Here is an 18,562-nt window from a genome sequence, read left to right as displayed (position 1 = left end):
ACCACGGCGAACAGTGCATGACTACAGTTATCTGTCCTTGCCCACACCGTCATCACCACCGGCTCTGCACCGTGAGCGTGCAGCATCGCCACCGGCCTCCAAGGGGAGCAAACGCAGCGTGACCAAACGCCCGGCACCACCGATCCCGCCGCATGTCGCCGAGCAGATCGCGCATGAGCAGGCCTACGTCGACCGGGTGTATGCCGAGTTGATCAAAGCGGGTGAGCGCGCGCGCCTCGTGGAGGCTGAAGGGCTGCACCGCGGGTTCAGCGATCGAGGCGGGGCGATCCGCGACGACGAGATCACCAACCTCTTCCAGCGCGACGCGTTGGTATTCAACGCCGGACGACGTCGACAAGCCCTGGAAACCCAGTACGAGGGGCTGGTTTTCGGCCGTCTCGACCTCGCCGAGGACGTGCGTTACATCGGCCGCCTCGGGGTGCGCGACGACGAGTACGAGCCGCTGGTCATCGACTGGAGGGCGCCCGCCGCGGCGCCGTTCTATCGCGCCACTCCGGGCGATCCGCTGGGGGTGGTGCGACGCCGTGTGCTGCGGTGTCGAGACGCCCAGGTGATCGGGATCGAGGACGACCTCATGGTCGCGCAGGCTCCCGACGGGATGGTCGTGGTCGGAGACGGCGCGCTGATGGCAGCGCTGAGCAGGTCGCGCGGCGGCCGGATGCGGGACATCGTTGCGACGATCCAGCAGCATCAGGACGAGGCGATCCGGGCCAGCAGTCGCGGGGTCACCGAGATCACCGGAGGTCCTGGCACCGGCAAGACGGTGGTGGCGTTGCACCGGGCGGCGTACCTGCTGTACTCCAACCGGCGCAAGTTCGAAAACGGCGGCATCCTCGTGGTCGGACCGTCCAGCTCCTACACCGCGTACATCGAACGCGTGCTGCCCTCGCTCGGCGAGGACAGCGTCTCGTTGCGCTCGCTCGGCGATGTTGTCGCGGGTATCACGGCGCACCGGTTGGACACGCCGTCCGCCGCCCGCGTCAAGGGCTCACTGAATATCCGGCAGGTGCTGGCACGGGCGGCCCGCGACCTCCCACCGGACGCGCCGATGGAGTTGCGGACGATGGTTGCGGGTTCTCCCGTGCGCATCCAGGCTGCCGAATTGACCCGGTTGCGTCGCAAGGTGCTACGCGGTCATCACCACAACACCGCGCGAAAAGTTGCGCTCGACGCGCTGACCGATGCCGCCTGGGCCCAGGTCCGTAGCGGGGAGAAAGCCGAGTTCGTCGTGGAGTTCCACGAACACCGCGTGGTCGAGTCCTTCCTGGCGCAATGGTGGGCGCCGCTGGACGCCCGAGCGGTGTTGAGCTGGTTGGCGATCCCCGAGCGGCTCGTCGCCTACACCGAGGGCGTGCTGTCAGAGGCCGACCACGCTGCGCTGGCTGCATCGATGGCTTACGCCGCATCGGATGGCACGTGGTCGGTAGCCGACGTCGCCCTGATCGACGACATCGCCGCCCGATTGGGTCCGATCCCCGAGGCCCCGAAGGAAGAACGCGGCTTCTACGAGATCGAGGAGCTGGAGGACGTGCAGCGATACGGCGTCACCGAGGTCGGCTCGGGAGGTCGAGGTGTCGCGTCGGACAACCGCTCGCAGCGATCGATCCCCGACCCGGCACAGCGCCTTTTGGGAGGTCACCTCGGGGAAGTCGAGGAATACGCGCACATCCTGATCGACGAGGCGCAGGACCTCTCACCGATGCAGTGGCGAATGATCGGGCGGCGTGGTCACCGCGCGTCCTGGACGGTCGTCGGTGACGCCGCGCAGAGCTCCTGGCCGGTGCAGGAGGAAGCCGCGCGGGCCCGCGACGAGGCGTTCGGGCAGGCTCCCCGTCAGCGATTCCACATGGGCACCAACTATCGCAACGCCCGCGAGATCTTCGACTACGCCGCAGCCGTCGTACGTGCCCAGGTGCCGGACGCCGACATTCCTGAAGCAGTGCGTGAGACGGGCATCGATCCGCAGGTCCTGCATGTTGCGGCCGCCGACATCGGTGTCGCGGCACATGACGCGGCGATGGGCCTGCTCGATGAGGTCGACGGTCTGGTTGCAGTCATCGCACCGGAGCGCCATCGCGCACGGGTGACCGCCGCGCTGCGGCCTCATCCGCGCATCGTCCTCGTGGACCCCATGTCCACCAAGGGCCTGGAGTACGACGCCACAGTCGTGGTCGACCCCGATGAGATCACCGCCGAATCTCCTGGCGGCGTTCGTGTGCTCTACGTCGCCCTGACCCGGGCAGCACACCGGATGACCGTCATCGGTCTGAGCGAAACGGAGCCCTCATGAGTGACGACAGCTCAGCCACCGAGCTCCACGCGTCCACCGAAGTGGGTGACGTCGCCAAGGACAGCGTGCTGACGTCCTACCGGGAGTCGATCGACAACATCGACGCAGCCCTGATCCACCTCCTCGCGGAGCGTTTCAAGATCACCCAGGCCGTTGGCGTCTACAAGGCGCAGCACGATCTGCCACCCGCTGACCCTGCACGCGAAGATCGCCAGGTAGCCAGGTTGCGCGGCTTGGCGGTCGCTTCGCACCTGGATCCGGAGTTCAGCGAGAAGTTCCTGCGCTTCGTGATCGACGAGGTCATTCACCACCACGAGCGATTGCGCGAGGAATGACGTCACTCGTCCGCGGCGGGTACGTTCTCACGCTGTCCTGCGCGGACGTGCCGGGCATCGTCGCAGCCGTGGCTGCCCACCTGGCCTCACTGGGCTGCAATATCACCGACAGTCAACAGTTCGGCGATCCCGATCCGGGAACCTTCTTCATGCGGGTGGCATTCACCGCGCCCGACACCCTCGACCCGGCCACGCTGGACGACGGATTCGCGCCCGTCGCCGAGCCGTTTGCGATGACCTGGCGACTGTCGGACAGCCGCCGACGCATCCGCACCGTGCTGATGGTCAGTCGCTTCGGGCACTGCCTGAACGACCTCCTCTTCCGGTGCAGTATCGGCGCCCTGCCGATCGATATCGCCGCCGTCGTGTCCAACCACACGGAATTCGAGCGGTTGGCCGGCAACTACGATGTGCCGTTCGTACACATTCCGGTCTCCACCGCCAGCAAGGACGTCGCCGAACTACAGCTGCGCGCGATCCTCGCGGACCGCGATATCGATCTGGTTGTCCTCGCCCGCTACATGCAGGTGCTCTCGGACGGTCTTTGTACCGACTATGACGGGCGGATCATCAACATCCACCACTCGATGCTGCCCAGTTTCAAGGGCGCCCGGCCCTACCACCAGGCATACGACCGCGGCGTGAAATTCGTCGGAGCGACCGCGCACTACGTCACTGCAGCTCTGGACGAAGGGCCGATCATCGAGCAGGAGATCGCCCGCATCGACCACTCGATGAGCGCCGACGATGTCGTCGCGCTCGGTCGCGATATGGAGAACGTGGCCTTGGCTCGCGCAGTGCGCTGGCACGCCGAGAACCGGGTATTGCGCAACGGCGCTCGCACGGTCGTCTTCACCTGAGCCCGCCAGGTTTCCCCCCACCCTGCGCTGCCTGGCCGAGATGGCGCCATGATCGATTGATGAGTGATCACAACATCTGGCCGAACACCACATACGACGACCCGTTGGCAGCACGCGCCTGGCTCGTGGCCTTGGGTTTCCAGGAGGGCACGCTCGTGTTCGACGATGCCGGCGGTGTTCGGCACAGCGAGATGCTGTGGCCCGAAGGTGGCCGCGTCATGGTGTCGGAGCGCTCGGACCCGACTACGGCTCGCGCGGTTTCACCATCCGCGATCCCGAAGGCAACTCCTGGAGTTTCGGGACCTACGCCGGGTGAACCGGAGGGGTGGTCAGACGGTCAGTAGTCCCCGTACGCGGTCGGGGCCGATGGCCAGCAACAAGGTGGGTAACCGGGGTCCGGTGTCCTTGCCGATCAACAGGTTGTAGAGCAGGGTGAAGAACGCCCGCTGCGCGGCACCCAGCTCCTTGTCGCCCTTCACGATCTGATCCGGCGCAAGTCCCCGCTGCACCTTGGGCACCCCATAGACCTGATGGGTGAGTGAGTTCAGCGACCAGCCGTCCTCCAAACGTGGCAGGTCGACCCCGTTGCCGTCCAACAGCATCCGCAGCCCTGCACGCTCCTGCTCACTCAACGCGGTCAGCCCCGCCGAGTCGGGCTCGTCGCGCACGACGGTGCGATCCTGCTCGGGCATCTGGGTGGCAACCCAACGCTCGACGCAGTCCAGTCGCGGTCGCAGCTGATCCAGGTCGTCCAACGGACGCGACGGGTCGAGCTGCTGCACGATCCGAAGTGTCTGCTCCGGGTCCCCCGTGGTGATGTCGACGATCGAGGCGAGAGTCCGGTAGGCGACCGGCTCCGGAGTGCTCACCAAGGGGCCGTCCGCCGTCGAGGTCGCCCGGGTCCAGGCAGCGACATCACCGGGCTTACCCTCACCCGCTGCGATCTTGCGACACAGCGCGTCCCACTCGTCATACATCCGCTGCACATCGGAATCGAAGGCGACGCTGAAGGACTGATTCGGCTTGCGGCGGGCATACAACCAGCGCAACAACGCGGGCTCCATGATCTGCATCGCATCGCTCGCCGTGGGTACTCCGCCACGAGAGGAGGACATCTTGGCCATCCCCTTCATTCCGACGAAGGCGTACATCGGGCCGATCGGGCGCTCCCACCCGAAGATCGGTGCGAGGTCCTTGCCGACGACGTAGGAGGAACCGGGCGACTGGTGGTCAACGCCGGAGGGCTCGAAGACCACTTTCTCGTAGGCCCAGCGCATCGGCCAGTCGACCTTCCACACCAATTTGCCCTGGTGGTCGGCATGCAGATCGGCGGTGTGCCCGGTGCCATCGCTGAGATAGGTCAACAACCCCGTCTCATCGTCGTACGCGGTGACGGTCGTCTCGTCAGTGCCGGTCGTCGGGCTGTAGGGACGATAGGGGAAATAGCTGCCGCCACTGCCGCCGTCGTCTTCGGAGGCCGCGCCCGATCCGGCTTCGGCCTGTGCAGCAGCCACCGCGTCATCCTCGGAAACCTTCTGCTGCGAGCGCTTCTCATCTTTTTGGGCCGGCAGAGTGCGGTACTGATCGAGCACCTTGTCGATCTGGTGGCGCTGGCTCATCGCAAAGAGCACCTGCTCGGTGTAGGCACCGGAGGTGTACTGCTCCGTCTGGCTGATCCCGCGGAACTCGATGCCCAGTTCGGCCAGGCCCTGCTCACACTGGACCCGGAAATGCTCGGCCCACGAGCCGTACGACGATCCGGTGGGCGGCGGGACCGACGTCAGCGGTTTGCCGATGTGCTCGCTCCATGACTGGTCGACACCGGGGTAGTCCGGTACTTTGCGAAAGCGGTCGTAGTCATCCCAGCTGATGATGTGCTCGCACTCGACTCCGCGGCGCTTGACCTCATCCGCCACCAGATGCGGCGTCATCACCTCACGCAGGTTGCCGAGGTGGACCGGCCCGGATGGGGAGATCCCCGAGGCGCAGACGACCTTGGTACCCCGTCGTTTCGCCTCCTCGACAACTTCATCGGCGAGGCGGGAAACCCAGTCATCCAGAGGCGCAGTCACGAGGCCCGAGTTTAGGCCACTCGTCGTCAGGAAGGACTGGAGGCCGAATGTGGTTGACCTCGGTATGACTGAAGCGACGACACAACGGGTAGCACTGCTCGGCACGGGGACGATGGGCGCAGGGATGGCCCGATCTCTGCAGCGAGGCGGACACGACACGGTGGTCTGGAACCGCACCCGTGCCAGGGCGGAACCACTCGCCGACGACGGCATCACCGTCGCCGACACCGTGACCGAAGCGGTCGATGGCGCCGATGTGGTCGTGACGATCCTCTTCGATACCGACGCCGTGTTGGCCGTCACCGATGAGCTGGTGGCCGCGCTCGGCCAGGACGCTGTATGGCTGCAGTGCTCGACCGTGGGCCCAGCCGGGATGTCCCGGATCACCTCACACAGCAAGAGCACCCAGCTCGTGGATGCCCCGATGCTGGGCACCAAGGCACCGGCCGAGCAGGGCAAGCTCGTCGCTCTACTGTCGGGCCCGCAGATGCTGCTCGACGCTGCAGCACCCGCCCTGGCCGCGATGACCTCGCGCACTGTGTCCGCCGGTGCTGAGATCGGGGCCGCAAGTGCGTTGAAGCTGGCGTGCAATGCCTGGATCGGCGCCATCACGGCGGCCACCGCGCAATCCGTAGCTCTTGCCGAGGGCCTCGGAGTCGACCCCGCGCTCTTCCTCGCTGCGATCGAAGGAGGGCCGACCGATTCGGCCTACGCCCAGATGAAGGGTCGCGCCATGATGTCCGGTTCCTACGAGCCGTCATTCACGGTCGATGGTGTCGGCAAGGACACCGGTCTGATCCGCGATGCCATCGCGGGCGCCGGGCTGCGCACCGACCTGGTCGACGCGGTGCAACAGCTCTTCGCCGTTGCCTCCGACGCCGGGCACGGTGGCGACGACATGGCGGCCGTTCGGTTGTCCTTCGGACCGACAGCCGGATGAGCTTTGGTCCGACTTATCGGTAGCCCATCTCGCGTTTTGGACATGCTGAATGAGGCATATCTGACTCGTTGAGCATGTCCAAAAACGCGTGAATTGGGGGTGGTGCAGTGGGGTCAGGTGACCTGGATCGCCCAGACAAGCAAGAAGACCCCGATGAGTAATGACGGCACACCGCCGGCGATCAGGCACCCGGACTGGGTGGCCTGACCGCCCTTTCTGTCCGGGTCGACCTGCCGCTGCGACGACTTGCGCAGTCGCCACCCGGCAACCACCGCAAATACGGTGAGCAAGAGGAAAAAGGCGGTCAGGGCCCATAGGGTGAAAAGAAACTGCGTCGGCGGCGTTTTGCCGCTGATGGTGCGGGTGATCACCGTGCTTCCAGCAGATCATGCCGGACGATGACCTCGTCCCGGCCGGGACCCACCCCGATCACACTGATCCGGGCGCCGATCTGCTGCTCCACGAATTCGACGTACTCCCGGCAACGCTCGGGCAGGTCTTCGTATCGGCGGGTATCGGAGATGTCCTGGGACCAACCGGGCAGGTCTTCGTAGATCGGGGTGGCGTGGTGGAAGTCCGACTGCGAGACCGGCATCTCATCGTGACGTACACCATCGACGTCGTACGCCACGCACACCGGCACGCGCTCCATACCGGTCAACACGTCCAGCTTGGTGAGTACGAAGTCGGTCACCCCGTTCACCCGGGTCGCATAGCGGCCGATCACGGTATCCATCCATCCGCAGCGACGCGGGCGTCCGGTGGTGGTACCGAATTCGGCGCCTGTCGTGCGCAGGAATTCGCCATCGTCGTCGTGCAGCTCGGTCGGGAACGGGCCTTCACCGACGCGGGTGGTGTAGGCCTTCAGGACCGCGATGACCGAGTCGATGCGAGTCGGCGGGATACCCGCGCCGGTGCACGCGCCGGCCGAGATCGCACTGGAGGAGGTGACGTATGGATAGGTGCCGTGGTCCACGTCCAGCAGGGTCGCCTGCCCGGCTTCGCAGAGCACGATGTCACCGCGGTCCAGGGCCTTCGAAAGCTCCAAAGAGGTGTCGGTGACCATCGGGCGCAGCCGCTCGACGTATTGGGTCAGGTCGGCGACGACGTCCTCGACCTCGATCGCCCGACGGTTGTACCGCTTGACCAGCAGCTCATTCTTGACGTCCAGTGCGGCAGCGACCTTCTGCCGCAGGATCGACTCGTCGAAGAGATCCTGGATGCGGATACCGACCCGGTTCATCTTGTCGGCATAGGTCGGGCCGATGCCCCGGCCCGTCGTACCGATCTTGCGCGAACCAAGGAACCGCTCGGTCACCTTGTCCAACGTGCGGTTGTAGTCGGCTATCACATGCGCGTTGCTGCTGACCCGCAGCCGCGAGGTGTCGATGCCGCGCGCATTGAGCCCGTCGATCTCCTCGAAGAGCACTCCCAGGTCGATAACGACCCCGTTGCCGATGACCGGCACGACGCCCGGGGTCAGGATTCCGCTAGGCAACAGATGCAGCGCATATTTCTCGCGGCTGCCGTCCGGCTGCTCGATCACGACGGTGTGCCCGGCATTGTTACCGCCGTTGAACTTCACCACGTAGTCGATCCGACTACCCAGCAGGTCGGTGGCCTTGCCCTTGCCTTCGTCGCCCCATTGGGCGCCGACGAGCACGATCGCTGGCATCGATTTCCCTGTCCGTAGTCGGTAATGGCGCGAGCTGAGCGTAACGGAGGACTACGACACACCTTGTGGGAACGTTGCTGCATGGACCAGACGCCCTCACCATCGGCCATCGACGAGTTCCGGCGTTTCGTCGAAGCCGGGCAACACTCCGGCATCGCGGCTCTGTTGGCCCCGGACGTGCAGTTCAACAGTCCGGTGAAGTTCCACCCCTTCACCGGACGCGAGATGGTGGCCGGGCTTTTGAGCGTTGTCGGCTCGATCTTCGAGGACTTTCGCTACGTCGGTGACCAGCGCGGCACGAGTACATCTCGAACCGGAGACGTGGCCCACGCCGGCACACTGGAGTTCCGGGCGCGCATCGGCAAGACCCAGATCCACGGGATCGATCTGATCGAGCTGGGCGATGACGGCACGATCGAGACATTCACCGTGATGATCCGGCCCCGTTCCGCCGCAGACGCGCTGGGCGCCGCAGTGTACGAAGGCCTGGTGGCCCGCGGCCTCGTCTGAGCCACCTTTGTAGCTAAGTAACCTCGGCAGCACAGGCGCGCTGTATAGAGCGCGCCGTGCTACCGACTGTGCTGAGGGTCTAGCCGCTACAGGCCCAACTCGCGAGCACCGGATGCGCTGGAGTCGCGTAGGAAGTCGGCGCAACGGCGTTGCTCGTCGACCTCGCCGATGATCCCCGCAGCCCGCGCGAGGGCAGCCAGTGCGCGTAGGAAGCCGCGGTTCGGTACGTGCTCCCACGGAACCGGACCCTGCCCGCGCCAACCGGACTTACGCAGCGCGTCCAACGCGCGGTGGTAGCCGGTGCGCGCATAGGCGTAAGCCTGCACCGTCTCACCCGCATCGAGGGCGCGCTCGGCGAGCTCGGCCCACGCCAGGGACGACGTGGGGTGGGCGCGCGCGACCTCGGTGGGGTCGGCTCCGCTGTCAAGCAGAGCAGCGGCCGGGTCGAGCGGCAAACGGGTCTCGGGGATACCGAGCAGGTTGTCAGTCACCTGCCTATCTTCACTCACCAGACGCGCCGCGCCGAAACGTCGGTAGCAGCCGCGCGCCCCGTCGAGCGCGCAGCTGCTACCGACAGCGGTCAGACGTGCTTGCCCGCGGAGCCCAGACTCTCGCAGGCCTCGATGACCCGCGCGCTCATACCGGCCTCACCGGCTTTGCCCCAAGCTCGTGGGTCGTACTTCTTCTTGTCGCCGACCTCGTCGTCGATCTTCAGGACACCGTCGTAGTTGCCGATCATCCAGCCCGCGACCGGGCGGGTGAAGGCGTACTGGGTGTCAGTGTCGACATTCATCTTCACGACGCCGTACGACACGGCCTCCTCGATGTCTTCCTTGGCCGAACCGGAGCCGCCGTGGAAGACCAGGTGGAACGGCTTGTCATCGGTCGTCTTGAACTCCTTGTGGACCGCAGCCTGCGCGTCGCGCAGCACCTTCGGGCGCAACTTCACGTTGCCCGGCTTGTAGACGCCGTGCACGTTCCCGAAGGTCAGCGCGGTCATGTAGTAGCCGTCATCGCCGAGGCCGAGCGCCTTAGCCGTCGCGATCGCGTCCTCGGTCGTGGAGTAGAGCTGCTCGCCGCCGCCGCCCTCGACGCCGTCCTCTTCACCCCCGACGACACCCACCTCGATCTCCAGGATGATGCGGGCGGCTTTGCACTTCTCGAGCAGTTCTTCGGCGATCTGCAGGTTCTCATCCAACGGGATGGCCGATCCGTCCCACATGTGCGATTGGAAATAAGGCAGACCGCCCTCCTTCACCCGCTGGATCGAGGCCTCGAGCAGCGGGCGGACCAGGCCGTCCAACTTGTCCTTCGGGCAGTGATCGGTGTGCAGCGCGATGTTGATGTCGTACTTCTTGGCGATCTCGTGCGCGAACGCCGACATCGCCAATGAGCCGGTCACCATCTCCTTCACGCCCTGGCCGGAAAAGTACTCCGACCCGCCGGTCGAGACCTGGATGATGCCGTCGCTGCCGGCGTCGGCAAATCCCTTGATGGCGGCATTGAAGGTCTGACTGCTGGAGATATTGATCGCCGGGTAGGCGAATCCGCCCTTCTTGGCACGGTCCAGCATGTCGGCGTAGATCTCGGGCGTTGCGATAGGCATCTGATCACTCCCAGTGTCGAATGGCGACGTTGAATTTCCGGCGATGTCGCTACCTGCCGGTTCTTCGTCAGTCTTGCACGGTCACGAGTCGGGGGTGCTGGTCGAAGACGTGCCGTCGGACCCAGGCGTGCATCGCGATCGCGGCTGCTGCGCCGGCGTTGATCGAGCGGGTCGACCCGAACTGTTCGATGTGCAGAACCGCCTCGCAATGGCTGCGCATCGGCGCACTCAACCCGGGCCCCTCCTGTCCGAACACCAGCACGCAGGCCCGCGGCAGGTCATAGCTTTCCAAAGGCACCGACCCGGGCAGATTGTCGATCCCGATCAACGGGATGCCGCCCGCGTCCTCACGCGCCCAGCGAGCAAGCTCGGGTGCATCAACGTGGTGGAATTCGTGCTGGTAGCGATCGGTGACCATGGCTCCGCGCCTGTTCCAGCGCCGTTTGCCCACGATGTGGAAGGCGCTCGCGTTGAACGCATTGGCAGTGCGCACCACGGACCCGATGTTGAAGTCGTGGCCCCAGTTCTCGATGGCTATATGGAAGTCATGACGCCGGTTGTCCAGGTCGGCCACGATGGCGGCCATCGTCCAGTACCGGTAGGGGTCCGCGACATTGCGCCGATCACCATCCCGCAGCAGATCGGGGTCGTATCTGGGGTCCGGCGCACCATCTGGGGTGACCGGCGGCGAATCCGCCCACGGCCCTACTCCGATTTCGGGTATTTCCGCCGCTTCGCTCACGCCCGAAGCGTGCCATGCTTGCCCGTCAAAACCAGGGAACGCATGGCTGCCCCCGCCCATCGGACGTAGGCGACATCCCCTCGAGTACCGAAGGACAGCAGATGAGCAGCGATGATCCCTACGGCGGGCCATCTGGCCCGGACCTGAACAAGCCCTCCGGACAGGGCGAGCCCGACCGGGGTGGGCAGGACCGGAGCAGGTATGAACAGGGCGGGCCGCCACGAGGTGGGTATGCGCACGGGCCGCAACAGGACGGGCCGCAACAGGATGGGTACGGGCAGGGTGGCTATGGCCAGCAGGGTGGCTACAGCGAGGTGTATTTCGCGTTCATCGATGGAGCTGAGCGCGGGCCGCTGAGCCCGGCAGACTGCCAGCGTCTGGCAACCGACGGCACACTGCGCGGCGACACGATCGTGCGGACGGGCAACGGCGTGCAACTCGCCGCCCGGCAGATCCCCGGCGTGTTCTCCCAGCGTGAGTGGTTGACGACTCTTCTGCTGTCGATCTTCCTGGGCAGCCTCGGGGTGGACCGATTCTTTGTCGGGCAGACCGGACTCGGCGTGGCCAAACTGCTGACCTGCGGTGGGTGCGGAATCTGGCACATCGTCGACATCATCCTGATTGCGGTGCGCAAGTTCCCCGACGTCGACGGCAAGGCTCTCGCCTGACCTGCCGCACAGAAGTTGTGTGAACGGGCGCGCTCAATAGGGCGCACCCGTTCACACAACTCCTGTGCGGATGCCGGCGGACAGGCAAAGTGGCGCGCAGTGCTCGAAACCACTGAGATGGTCCCATGTCCGCCGCCACCACGCCCCGCGCCGCTGCACTGCCCGAACCCCCGCACCTGGCTGATCCCAAACTGACCTACGTCGCGCAGGACACCTGGGGTGCCTGGCAGGAGCACGTTCAACACGGGTTCCATGAAGCGGTCAATCCCGACTGGGCCGACCTCGGCCGCCGCCTCTTCCCCCGCGCCGGCTGCTTCGGTATGCGGGTCGGCGACGAGTGGGTCTCCACCGCGTCGAGTACCGACCGGATGCTGGGTATCCCGGGCGACGGGCAACTGCGCTGTGCAGCCGTCTCGGACGTGACTGTCTCACCCTCATACCGGCGCCGGGGTCTGTTACGGACGATGATGCGCCACCAATTGGAGACCGTCGCGGGACAGGGTGCGCCGATGGCGGCCCTGTGGGCGAGCGAATCATCCATCTACGGCCGTTTCGGATACGGGGTGGCCGCCTGGAGTGCTGAACTGGGCGGGCAGACCGCGCGTAGCTCATTCGTCCCGGAGGTTCCCACCTCCGGGTCCACCGTCGAGGTCGATGCCGACCAGTGGCTCGCCGCCGCGAAACCGGTCTGGGAAGTTGTCCGTGCCCAGCAACCCGGCATGTTCGATCGAGCGGGCGACTGGTGGGACCTGGAAACCTGGGATCCGGAGAAGGATCGAGCAGGGTTCGCCGCACGGCGCTACGTGGTGCATTACGACGGTGGCGGTCAGGTCGACGGCGTCGGCTCGTTTGCGGTCAAACCGCACTGGTCGACCTCCGGACCGGACGGCGAGGTGAAGATCGGACCGGTCCTCGCGATTACCCCCTCGGCGTACGCCGGTCTGTGGCGCCACCAGCTCGATGTCGATCTGGCCCAGTCGTTCAGCAGTCCGTCGGCAGCCGTCGACGAACCGTTGCTGCATCTGCTCGCAGACCCCCGAGCCCTGCAGACTCGACCGGTCGACGGCCTGTACCTGCGCATCCTCGACGTGCACACGGCTCTGGCAGCACGGGCGTACTCCACAGACGCCGATGTCGTCCTGCAGCTGTCCGATCCCATCCTGGCCGACCTGGCAGGGCGCTACCGGGTGCGGATCGCGGACGGACGGGCCGAGGTCAACCGCACCGATGACGCACCCGACCTGTCGATGGGGGCGTGCGAGCTCGCGTCCTGCTACCTCGGCGGCACGTCCTTCGTGGACCTGCAGCGCGCCGGTCGGGTTACCGAGCATTCGCCCGGAGCGGTGCGAACTGCGTCCGCAGCCTTCAAATGGGACCGGGCGCCGCACTGCCCCGACCACTTCTGAGTGGCACGCCGGCTGACTGACCCGCCTCGGGTGCGCAGTCGGCACAGCCCCGGCACAGCCCGCAGCCCGTAACCTTGGCGGCGTGATGCACTCCCTCGGCCCAGCGTTCATGGACCCCAATTACCTGCTCGCCAACTTCGGCGGCGCGTTCTTCTGGATCTGCATGTTGATCGTCTTCATCGAGTGCGGAGTGCTCTTCCCGATCCTGCCTGGTGACTCGTTGCTCTTCTCCATCGGCCTGTTCACGGCCACCTCGGCGACCAGTGGTTTCGACCTGCCGATCTGGCAGACCATGCCGCTGTTGATGATCTCGGCGTTCGCGGGCAACGTCGCAGGGTATGAGATCGGCCGCTTGGCCGGTGGGCGGCTCTACGAGCGCGACGGGCGGATCGTCAAGCGCAAATACTTCGACCAGACCAGTGCGTTCTTCGACCATCACGGCAACAAAGCGCTGGTCATCGGCCGGTTCGTACCCATCGTGCGTACCTTCATCACGCTGGTCGCCGGTGCTTCGCGAATGGATCGCAAACGCTTCTTCACCTGGAGCGCCGTGGGCGCTGTGCTCTGGGTAGCCGTTGTCATGCTTGCCGGACTCGCCCTGGGAAAGACCTTCCCAGGGTTGGGCAAGAACATCGACGTCGCGATCATGGCGGTCGTGCTGCTGTCGCTGCTGCCGGTCGCGTTCGAGTGGATGCGGCACCGCAAAGCCAGCAAGGCCATTGCGCAGGAGGCCGGCGAGGCCGCTCATGACGTCGTCGGTAAGGACTAAGACGGAAGGGACTACCCGGCGGTCCTGGAGCAGGACCCCGCGATAGACATCAGGTGAATCGCGGGCCACGCCGCATCAGCACGCAGTCGCCGCACACCGCCCGGGGTGAGGCGGCGCCCACCCGGTAGAGCAGGCAGCAGCTACGGCGCCTGAAGCCGGCCCCTCCGACCTCGCCGGTGTACATCTGCGCAAGCGGCAGCGCCTCGATAAGCACCGTTGCTGCGCGCCGCATTGCTGCGGTCAGGTCCGGCCGCGTAGAGCGGGACGCGGACACCGCCCCGTTGGCGGCCGACGCGACATTGCCCCACAGCACCTGGGGTGACCCGCCGATCGCCTGCACCACGGGCGCGAGCAGCGCCTCGGTGACCACCACCACCGAATCCGCCAGCGACAAGGTGCGCCCCGACCGGAGCACCGTTGAGTCCATCGACAGTGCAAACCCGCTACCAGCCGCTGGAATCCAGCGCAGATCGGCCAGCTGCATCGGCGGTGGCGAACCAAGGGCCGCCAGACCCAGCCACGGCGCCACCAGGCGTGCCATCAAACCCAGCTGAGACACCGAGCCGGCGACCCGTGCCTCTACCTGCTCGGGATCGAGCCCCGCCCCAGAGGCCAGACTTCGAGCGACAACCGCGGTGCGGCGCTCGAGCATCGCAGCCTCCAGCAACGATGCCAGGGGTTGCCACGGCGATGTGCACGCAGACTGATGTGAGTCGAGCGCGAAGAACGGACCCAACCCGGTCAGCTGCTCCAGCACGTCGCTCGTCACCCCTTGATCCTGCCGCACAACAACGCAGCCCCCGCACCACACAGCAGGGCCGGTGACCCAATGGTCACCGGCCCTGTGCTCCCCCTCCCACGGGTCTTCGCTCAGCCGATCGGCTGATTCGTTGCCGTCCCTTCAGCGGCAGGCGCAGTCCGGGTACGGCGGGCGACCGCCTGGGCGTATCGGGTGCCGGCTGCCAGAAGCAGCAGACCGACGGCCATGAATGAACCGGCGCGGATCAGACCGTCCAGGGCGGCCAGGTCGTAGAGGAACAGCTTGGCCAGCGCGCCGGCCACCAGGGCCAGGCCGACGACCGTGCAGGCCCCGGTGTTGCTCTCGGGACGAAGCCCGGCGTTCAGGGCGACCATCGCTGCGGCCATCAGCAAGGCGGAGATGAGCAACTGCGCTGCGTGGTATCCATCAAGTCCGCCGATTGCCACCCCGGCGGACAGGAGTGAAACCAGAACGCTCCAGAGGCCGGGCAGCGGGGCCAGGACAAGGGCAGGCACCTGGGCGCTGGCCGGCAGAACCCGCCGGGCGGACCACAGGATGGCGAGTATTGCTGCCGCCACGGCCAGGCCCGAGATTGCATCGAGCGCGCCGACAGTGTTCACGGCGTAGGTCGAATCGGCGATGACCGATACCCGCAGGTGAGCTACCTGGACCAGGGCGGCGATGGCGGTGAACAACACCCCGATCCCCCATACCGGCAGCGACCGCTGCTGGTGTGCGGCCGACAACAGGCCGAGTGCGACGATCGCGATCATGGCCGGAAGCAGGTGTCCGCGGGTGGTGGAGACACAGGCCGCGAGCGCAGCCAAGCTGGCAATGACGGCACCGGCGGACATCGTCACAGTGCCGAGCGGTCGAGCAACGACCATCGCGACAATGGTCAGGACTGCGACCAGAGCTGCGGCCACGATGCTGTAGGGACGCTCGAGGGTCGGCAGCGCAACCACGATCGGCAGCGAAGCAACGACATACACGATGGCGGTTGCCCATTCATCCTTGTCGATGTGAACGAGGGCAGACACCAGGCCAAGCAGCGCGCATGCCGCGGCGGCGCCAAGGCGGAGCTGGAAGGAACCGTCCAATTCCCCGAGCTGGGCGGCGAGCAACGCCAGGACCACGGGCACGGTGCGGACCGGGGCGACAGCCGTCCAGCCGCGTAATTTCTCCGGCGCGATGCCGGCGGCCTGCAGCAGGAGCAGGAAGCCCAGCAGCATGGGGGTCACGCCCTGCGTGATGAACGGAGCCAGACCGGCGATTGCGGCGAAGGCCATGATCGTCATCGGCTGGGAGCGCCAGTAGGTCGAGAGAGCGACCGCGGCGACGGCGATGAAACCGGCGACGACCAGGCCAGTGGCGGGGCGCAGCCAGTGGTAGTAGCTCGTCATCGAGACCACGACCACGAAGAGGCCGGCAAAGCCGGTGGTTGCCAACGCAATGGCGCCGGTGCGGCCGCCCTCACGGGTGTAGAGCCAGGTGCTGCCCGCGATCAGCAGAATCGACAGCGTGGCGCCCGCACCGACCCGGGCAGCGGGGCCGAAGAAACCTGCCTGTGCGGCGAGCACCAGCATCATCACGACACCGATAAGGGTGATGAATACACCGAGACCAGCAAGAAGCTTGCTGATGACGCCGTCGCGCTGCCACCAAGGGGTCCGCGGCTCGGTGGGCGCCACATTGCGCGGCAGGGTAGGTGGGACGTGGCCCCGCGGCTGCTGGGGGCCTCGCCACTGGGGCTCGCCACCCTGCTGGAAGTTGGCCTGCTGGGCGTAAGGGTTGCGTTCCTGCTGGGCGTACGGGTTCTGCGGCTGACCGGCCCGCACATAGGGAACCGCCGGTGGGCGGGGGCCGACCGGCGGTGCGTGACGCGGATCTGAGTAAGGGGAGGGGGTTGGTGTGTTCATGCCCCCAGCCTGCTGAATGTGCGCATTTTCCAGATCCGCACAGTTACTCAATCAGGGTGGGTACTTCTACTCAGGTAGTCCAGCCTCCACTACCTGCAGGCCCGAGTCGATGACCTCAGTCCAGCCCCTGCTCCAACGCGTATCGGGTCAACTCGATCCGATTTCCGAGGTGCAGTTTGCGCAGCGTTGCCTGCACATGGTTTTCCACCGTGCGGTGACTGATGCCGAGCCTGGTGGCGGCCTGGCGCGAGGACAGTCCCTTGGCAACCAGCCGGAGTACTTCGGTCTCGCGCTCCGTGAGGGCCGGCAGGCGGGGCTTTGCGGGGTCGGCCGAGCCGTCGGGTTCGTTGGCGGTCCGGCGGTATTCACCGAGTACGAGACCGGCCAGACCGGCGGTGAAGACGGCCTGGCCCTGCGAGGTGCGGATCACGGCATCGATGAGTTCGGCGGCCGACGCGCTCTTGACGAGGTAACCGCCCGCGCCGGCCTTGATCGCCTCGAGGACGTCGTCGCGCTCGGAGGATGCGGACAGCACCAGTACGTGCGTGTGCGCAGATACCTCCCGCACTGCTGCCGTCGCCTCGACGCCGGTGCCATCGGGCAGATGCATGTCCATCAGCACGACCGCGGGTCTGGTCGCGGCAGCGCGCCTTCTTGCGGCGGCCACCGAATCGGCGGTCGCCACCACATCGAACCCTGCGGCAGCCAGATCGCGGCTGACCCCGTCACGCCACATGGGGTGGTCGTCGACCACCATCACCGTGATCGCAGCGTTGTCGTTCATCAACTCCCCTTGGTCAGGTGGATCTCCCATTCAGTGCCCATGTCGGGCCCAGTCTCCAGCACTGCGGTGCCGCCGAGGGCCCGGACACGGCCTTCGATGGAATCCGCAACGCCCATCCGTCCCTGTGCACGAGCCTGCGCGAGACGACCCTGCGGGATGCCCGGACCGTCATCGCGAACCGTGAGGACCAGCTCGCCGCCAAGGTCTTCCAACAACACATAGGACACGGCATCCGGCCCGACGTGCTGCTGGGTGTTGTGCAGAGCGGCGCGTACCACCGCCACCAGCTCGTCAGCCTGATGACCGCTCACCTCGATGGGGTCGGCGGGCGCCGCGAATGTCGCGCTCGCCGGAAGCACGGCACGGACTGCATCGCGCAGGTCGACACCACCTGCGTCGGTTCGTTGATCCGGTACTGACCGGGCGCGGCTGAGCAGCACCCGCAACGCGTCCTCCTGCTCGCCGGCGAGCTTCGCCAGATCGGCACCCTCACCGCCGATCTCACGGCCACGGCGGCGCACCAGGGCCAGTACCTGCAGTACGCCGTCATGCACCTCGCGGGCCAGCCTGTCCCGCTCGTCCGTCGCCGCCTGGATACGGATCGCGGCCTCGAGCTCCGTATGTGCGCTGCGCGCGATGTAGGCGCCCGCCCCGATTGCGAGCCCGACGGTGCCCATGATCGGCAACGTTGCGTCGTAAAACCAGTTTCCGAGCTGATTCAGCCCCGCCAGAGCGATGACGCCGAGCACCAGGCCGGCAATCAGGCCCGCCATCCGGCCGCGGAGCAGGGCCACCGAAACGACGGCGTTCGCTACCCAGAACGAGGTGGGCAGCGGTTGCTGATGCACATAGAAGTGGTGCGGGACGACGAGACGGGTGCTCAGGATCAGCAGGATCGTGACTACGACCTCGGCCACGACCAGCGGGGTGCGTCGGGTGCGCACGAAGAAATACTCGACACCGAGGTAGGCCGACCACAGCAGTTGGGCCCCGATGATCACCCAGCTCAGCGGTACGTGGTCGTAGTGCTTGTCCTGGACGATCTGCACGCCGAGCGCGTAGCCCATGGTCGCGACCCGGAAGATCTGTGCGGCCCGCCAGATCGGCAGGGTGCCGCCGAGCTGCGGCTCCGCGCGGTGAGTACTCACGACCCAGGGTCTACCACGGCGCGCCAGATTGCACGGTGCAGATCCACCTGCTCGTCC

General features: G+C 66.3%; 19 protein-coding genes. 9 read left to right on the top strand and 10 right to left on the bottom strand.

The window, feature by feature from the left end:
- Positions 1 to 118 precede the first annotated feature (118 nt).
- The 4 genes from V3G39_04425 to V3G39_04410 are packed head-to-tail and all read left to right on the top strand — an operon-like array spanning position 119 to position 3,850.
- Complete coding sequence (locus V3G39_04425) at positions 119 to 2,311, top strand: UvrD-helicase domain-containing protein (GenBank protein XAS77300.1); 2,193 nt, start codon at positions 119 to 121, stop codon at positions 2,309 to 2,311.
- The gene (locus V3G39_04420) at positions 2,308 to 2,646 is read left to right on the top strand and encodes a chorismate mutase (protein ID XAS77299.1); all 339 of its coding nucleotides are present in this window, start codon (positions 2,308 to 2,310) and stop codon (positions 2,644 to 2,646) included. The genes V3G39_04425 and V3G39_04420 overlap by 4 nt, the downstream gene beginning before the upstream one ends.
- Complete coding sequence (gene purU, locus V3G39_04415) at positions 2,643 to 3,506, top strand: formyltetrahydrofolate deformylase (GenBank protein XAS77298.1); 864 nt, start codon at positions 2,643 to 2,645, stop codon at positions 3,504 to 3,506. Before V3G39_04420 ends, purU begins: the two co-directional genes overlap by 4 nt.
- Before the next feature lie 59 nt (positions 3,507 to 3,565).
- Complete coding sequence (locus V3G39_04410) at positions 3,566 to 3,850, top strand: hypothetical protein (protein XAS77297.1); 285 nt, start codon at positions 3,566 to 3,568, stop codon at positions 3,848 to 3,850.
- Here V3G39_04410 and lysS read toward each other — a convergent pair.
- Complete coding sequence (lysS, locus tag V3G39_04405; GenBank protein ID XAS77296.1) at positions 3,836 to 5,578, bottom strand: lysine--tRNA ligase; 1,743 nt, start codon at positions 5,576 to 5,578, stop codon at positions 3,836 to 3,838. The genes V3G39_04410 and lysS overlap by 15 nt on opposite strands.
- Between lysS and V3G39_04400 the strand changes: the two genes are divergently transcribed.
- Positions 5,502 to 6,518 (top strand): NAD(P)-dependent oxidoreductase, encoded by a 1,017-nt coding sequence (locus tag V3G39_04400; protein ID XAS77295.1) that lies wholly within the window; start codon positions 5,502 to 5,504, stop codon positions 6,516 to 6,518. The two genes, lysS and V3G39_04400, sit on opposite strands and share 77 nt — an antisense overlap.
- Positions 6,519 to 6,631: 113 nt before the next feature.
- Here V3G39_04400 and V3G39_04395 read toward each other — a convergent pair whose 3' ends face one another.
- Together V3G39_04395 and V3G39_04390 are read right to left on the bottom strand one after the other, a co-directional pair.
- On the bottom strand, positions 6,632 to 6,889 hold the full coding sequence (locus V3G39_04395) for a hypothetical protein (GenBank protein XAS77294.1): 258 nt from the start codon (positions 6,887 to 6,889) through the stop codon (positions 6,632 to 6,634).
- Positions 6,886 to 8,193 (bottom strand): adenylosuccinate synthase, encoded by a 1,308-nt coding sequence (locus tag V3G39_04390; GenBank protein ID XAS77293.1) that lies wholly within the window; start codon positions 8,191 to 8,193, stop codon positions 6,886 to 6,888. The genes V3G39_04395 and V3G39_04390 overlap by 4 nt, the downstream gene beginning before the upstream one ends.
- 81 nt (positions 8,194 to 8,274) lie before the next feature.
- On the opposite strand from V3G39_04390, the gene V3G39_04385 reads away from it, so the two are divergent.
- The gene (locus tag V3G39_04385) at positions 8,275 to 8,703 is read left to right on the top strand and encodes a nuclear transport factor 2 family protein (protein ID XAS77292.1); all 429 of its coding nucleotides are present in this window, start codon (positions 8,275 to 8,277) and stop codon (positions 8,701 to 8,703) included.
- Between the two features lie 86 nt (positions 8,704 to 8,789).
- Here the strand turns inward: V3G39_04385 and V3G39_04380 are convergent, their stop codons facing one another.
- The 3 genes from V3G39_04380 to V3G39_04370 all read right to left on the bottom strand — a co-directional run bounded on the left by V3G39_04380 (position 8,790) and on the right by V3G39_04370 (position 11,051).
- Positions 8,790 to 9,194 carry a DUF3151 domain-containing protein gene (locus tag V3G39_04380; protein ID XAS77291.1) on the bottom strand — a complete coding sequence of 135 codons (405 nt, stop codon included), beginning with the start codon at positions 9,192 to 9,194 and terminating at the stop codon, positions 8,790 to 8,792.
- Between the two features lie 89 nt (positions 9,195 to 9,283).
- A complete protein-coding gene (fbaA, locus tag V3G39_04375) occupies positions 9,284 to 10,309 on the bottom strand; it encodes a class II fructose-bisphosphate aldolase (GenBank protein XAS77290.1) in 1,026 nt (341 codons plus the stop codon).
- 67 nt (positions 10,310 to 10,376) lie between these two features.
- A complete protein-coding gene (locus tag V3G39_04370) occupies positions 10,377 to 11,051 on the bottom strand; it encodes a TrmH family RNA methyltransferase (GenBank protein ID XAS77289.1) in 675 nt (224 codons plus the stop codon).
- 101 nt (positions 11,052 to 11,152) lie between these two features.
- Between V3G39_04370 and V3G39_04365 the strand changes: the two genes are divergently transcribed.
- The 3 genes from V3G39_04365 (at position 11,153) to V3G39_04355 (ending at position 13,894) form a co-directional block, all read left to right on the top strand.
- Positions 11,153 to 11,719, top strand: coding sequence for a TM2 domain-containing protein (locus V3G39_04365; GenBank protein ID XAS77288.1), 567 nt, complete (start codon positions 11,153 to 11,155; stop codon positions 11,717 to 11,719).
- A gap of 125 nt (positions 11,720 to 11,844) precedes the next feature.
- Entirely contained in the window at positions 11,845 to 13,125 is a 1,281-nt protein-coding gene (locus V3G39_04360) for a GNAT family N-acetyltransferase (protein ID XAS77287.1), read from the top strand.
- Between the two features lie 85 nt (positions 13,126 to 13,210).
- Positions 13,211 to 13,894 (top strand): VTT domain-containing protein, encoded by a 684-nt coding sequence (locus tag V3G39_04355; protein XAS78172.1) that lies wholly within the window; start codon positions 13,211 to 13,213, stop codon positions 13,892 to 13,894.
- A gap of 49 nt (positions 13,895 to 13,943) precedes the next feature.
- Here the strand turns inward: V3G39_04355 and V3G39_04350 are convergent, their stop codons facing one another.
- From V3G39_04350 to V3G39_04335, 4 genes are all read right to left on the bottom strand, one after another.
- Positions 13,944 to 14,663 (bottom strand): hypothetical protein, encoded by a 720-nt coding sequence (locus tag V3G39_04350; GenBank protein XAS77286.1) that lies wholly within the window; start codon positions 14,661 to 14,663, stop codon positions 13,944 to 13,946.
- Between the two features lie 101 nt (positions 14,664 to 14,764).
- The gene (locus tag V3G39_04345) at positions 14,765 to 16,573 is read right to left on the bottom strand and encodes a DUF2339 domain-containing protein (protein ID XAS77285.1); all 1,809 of its coding nucleotides are present in this window, start codon (positions 16,571 to 16,573) and stop codon (positions 14,765 to 14,767) included.
- Between the two features lie 115 nt (positions 16,574 to 16,688).
- On the bottom strand, positions 16,689 to 17,357 hold the full coding sequence (locus V3G39_04340; protein XAS77284.1) for a response regulator transcription factor: 669 nt from the start codon (positions 17,355 to 17,357) through the stop codon (positions 16,689 to 16,691).
- Positions 17,357 to 18,505 carry a DUF5931 domain-containing protein gene (locus tag V3G39_04335; protein ID XAS77283.1) on the bottom strand — a complete coding sequence of 383 codons (1,149 nt, stop codon included), beginning with the start codon at positions 18,503 to 18,505 and terminating at the stop codon, positions 17,357 to 17,359. Before V3G39_04335 ends, V3G39_04340 begins: the two co-directional genes overlap by 1 nt.
- Between the last annotated feature and the right edge of the window lie 57 nt (positions 18,506 to 18,562).

Source organism: Dermatophilaceae bacterium Sec6.4 (genome assembly GCA_039636865.1).
Classification (GTDB): domain Bacteria; phylum Actinomycetota; class Actinomycetes; order Actinomycetales; family Dermatophilaceae; genus Allobranchiibius.
Note: the sequence above shows the minus strand (reverse complement) of the source record. Positions and strands in the feature narration are given on the sequence as shown.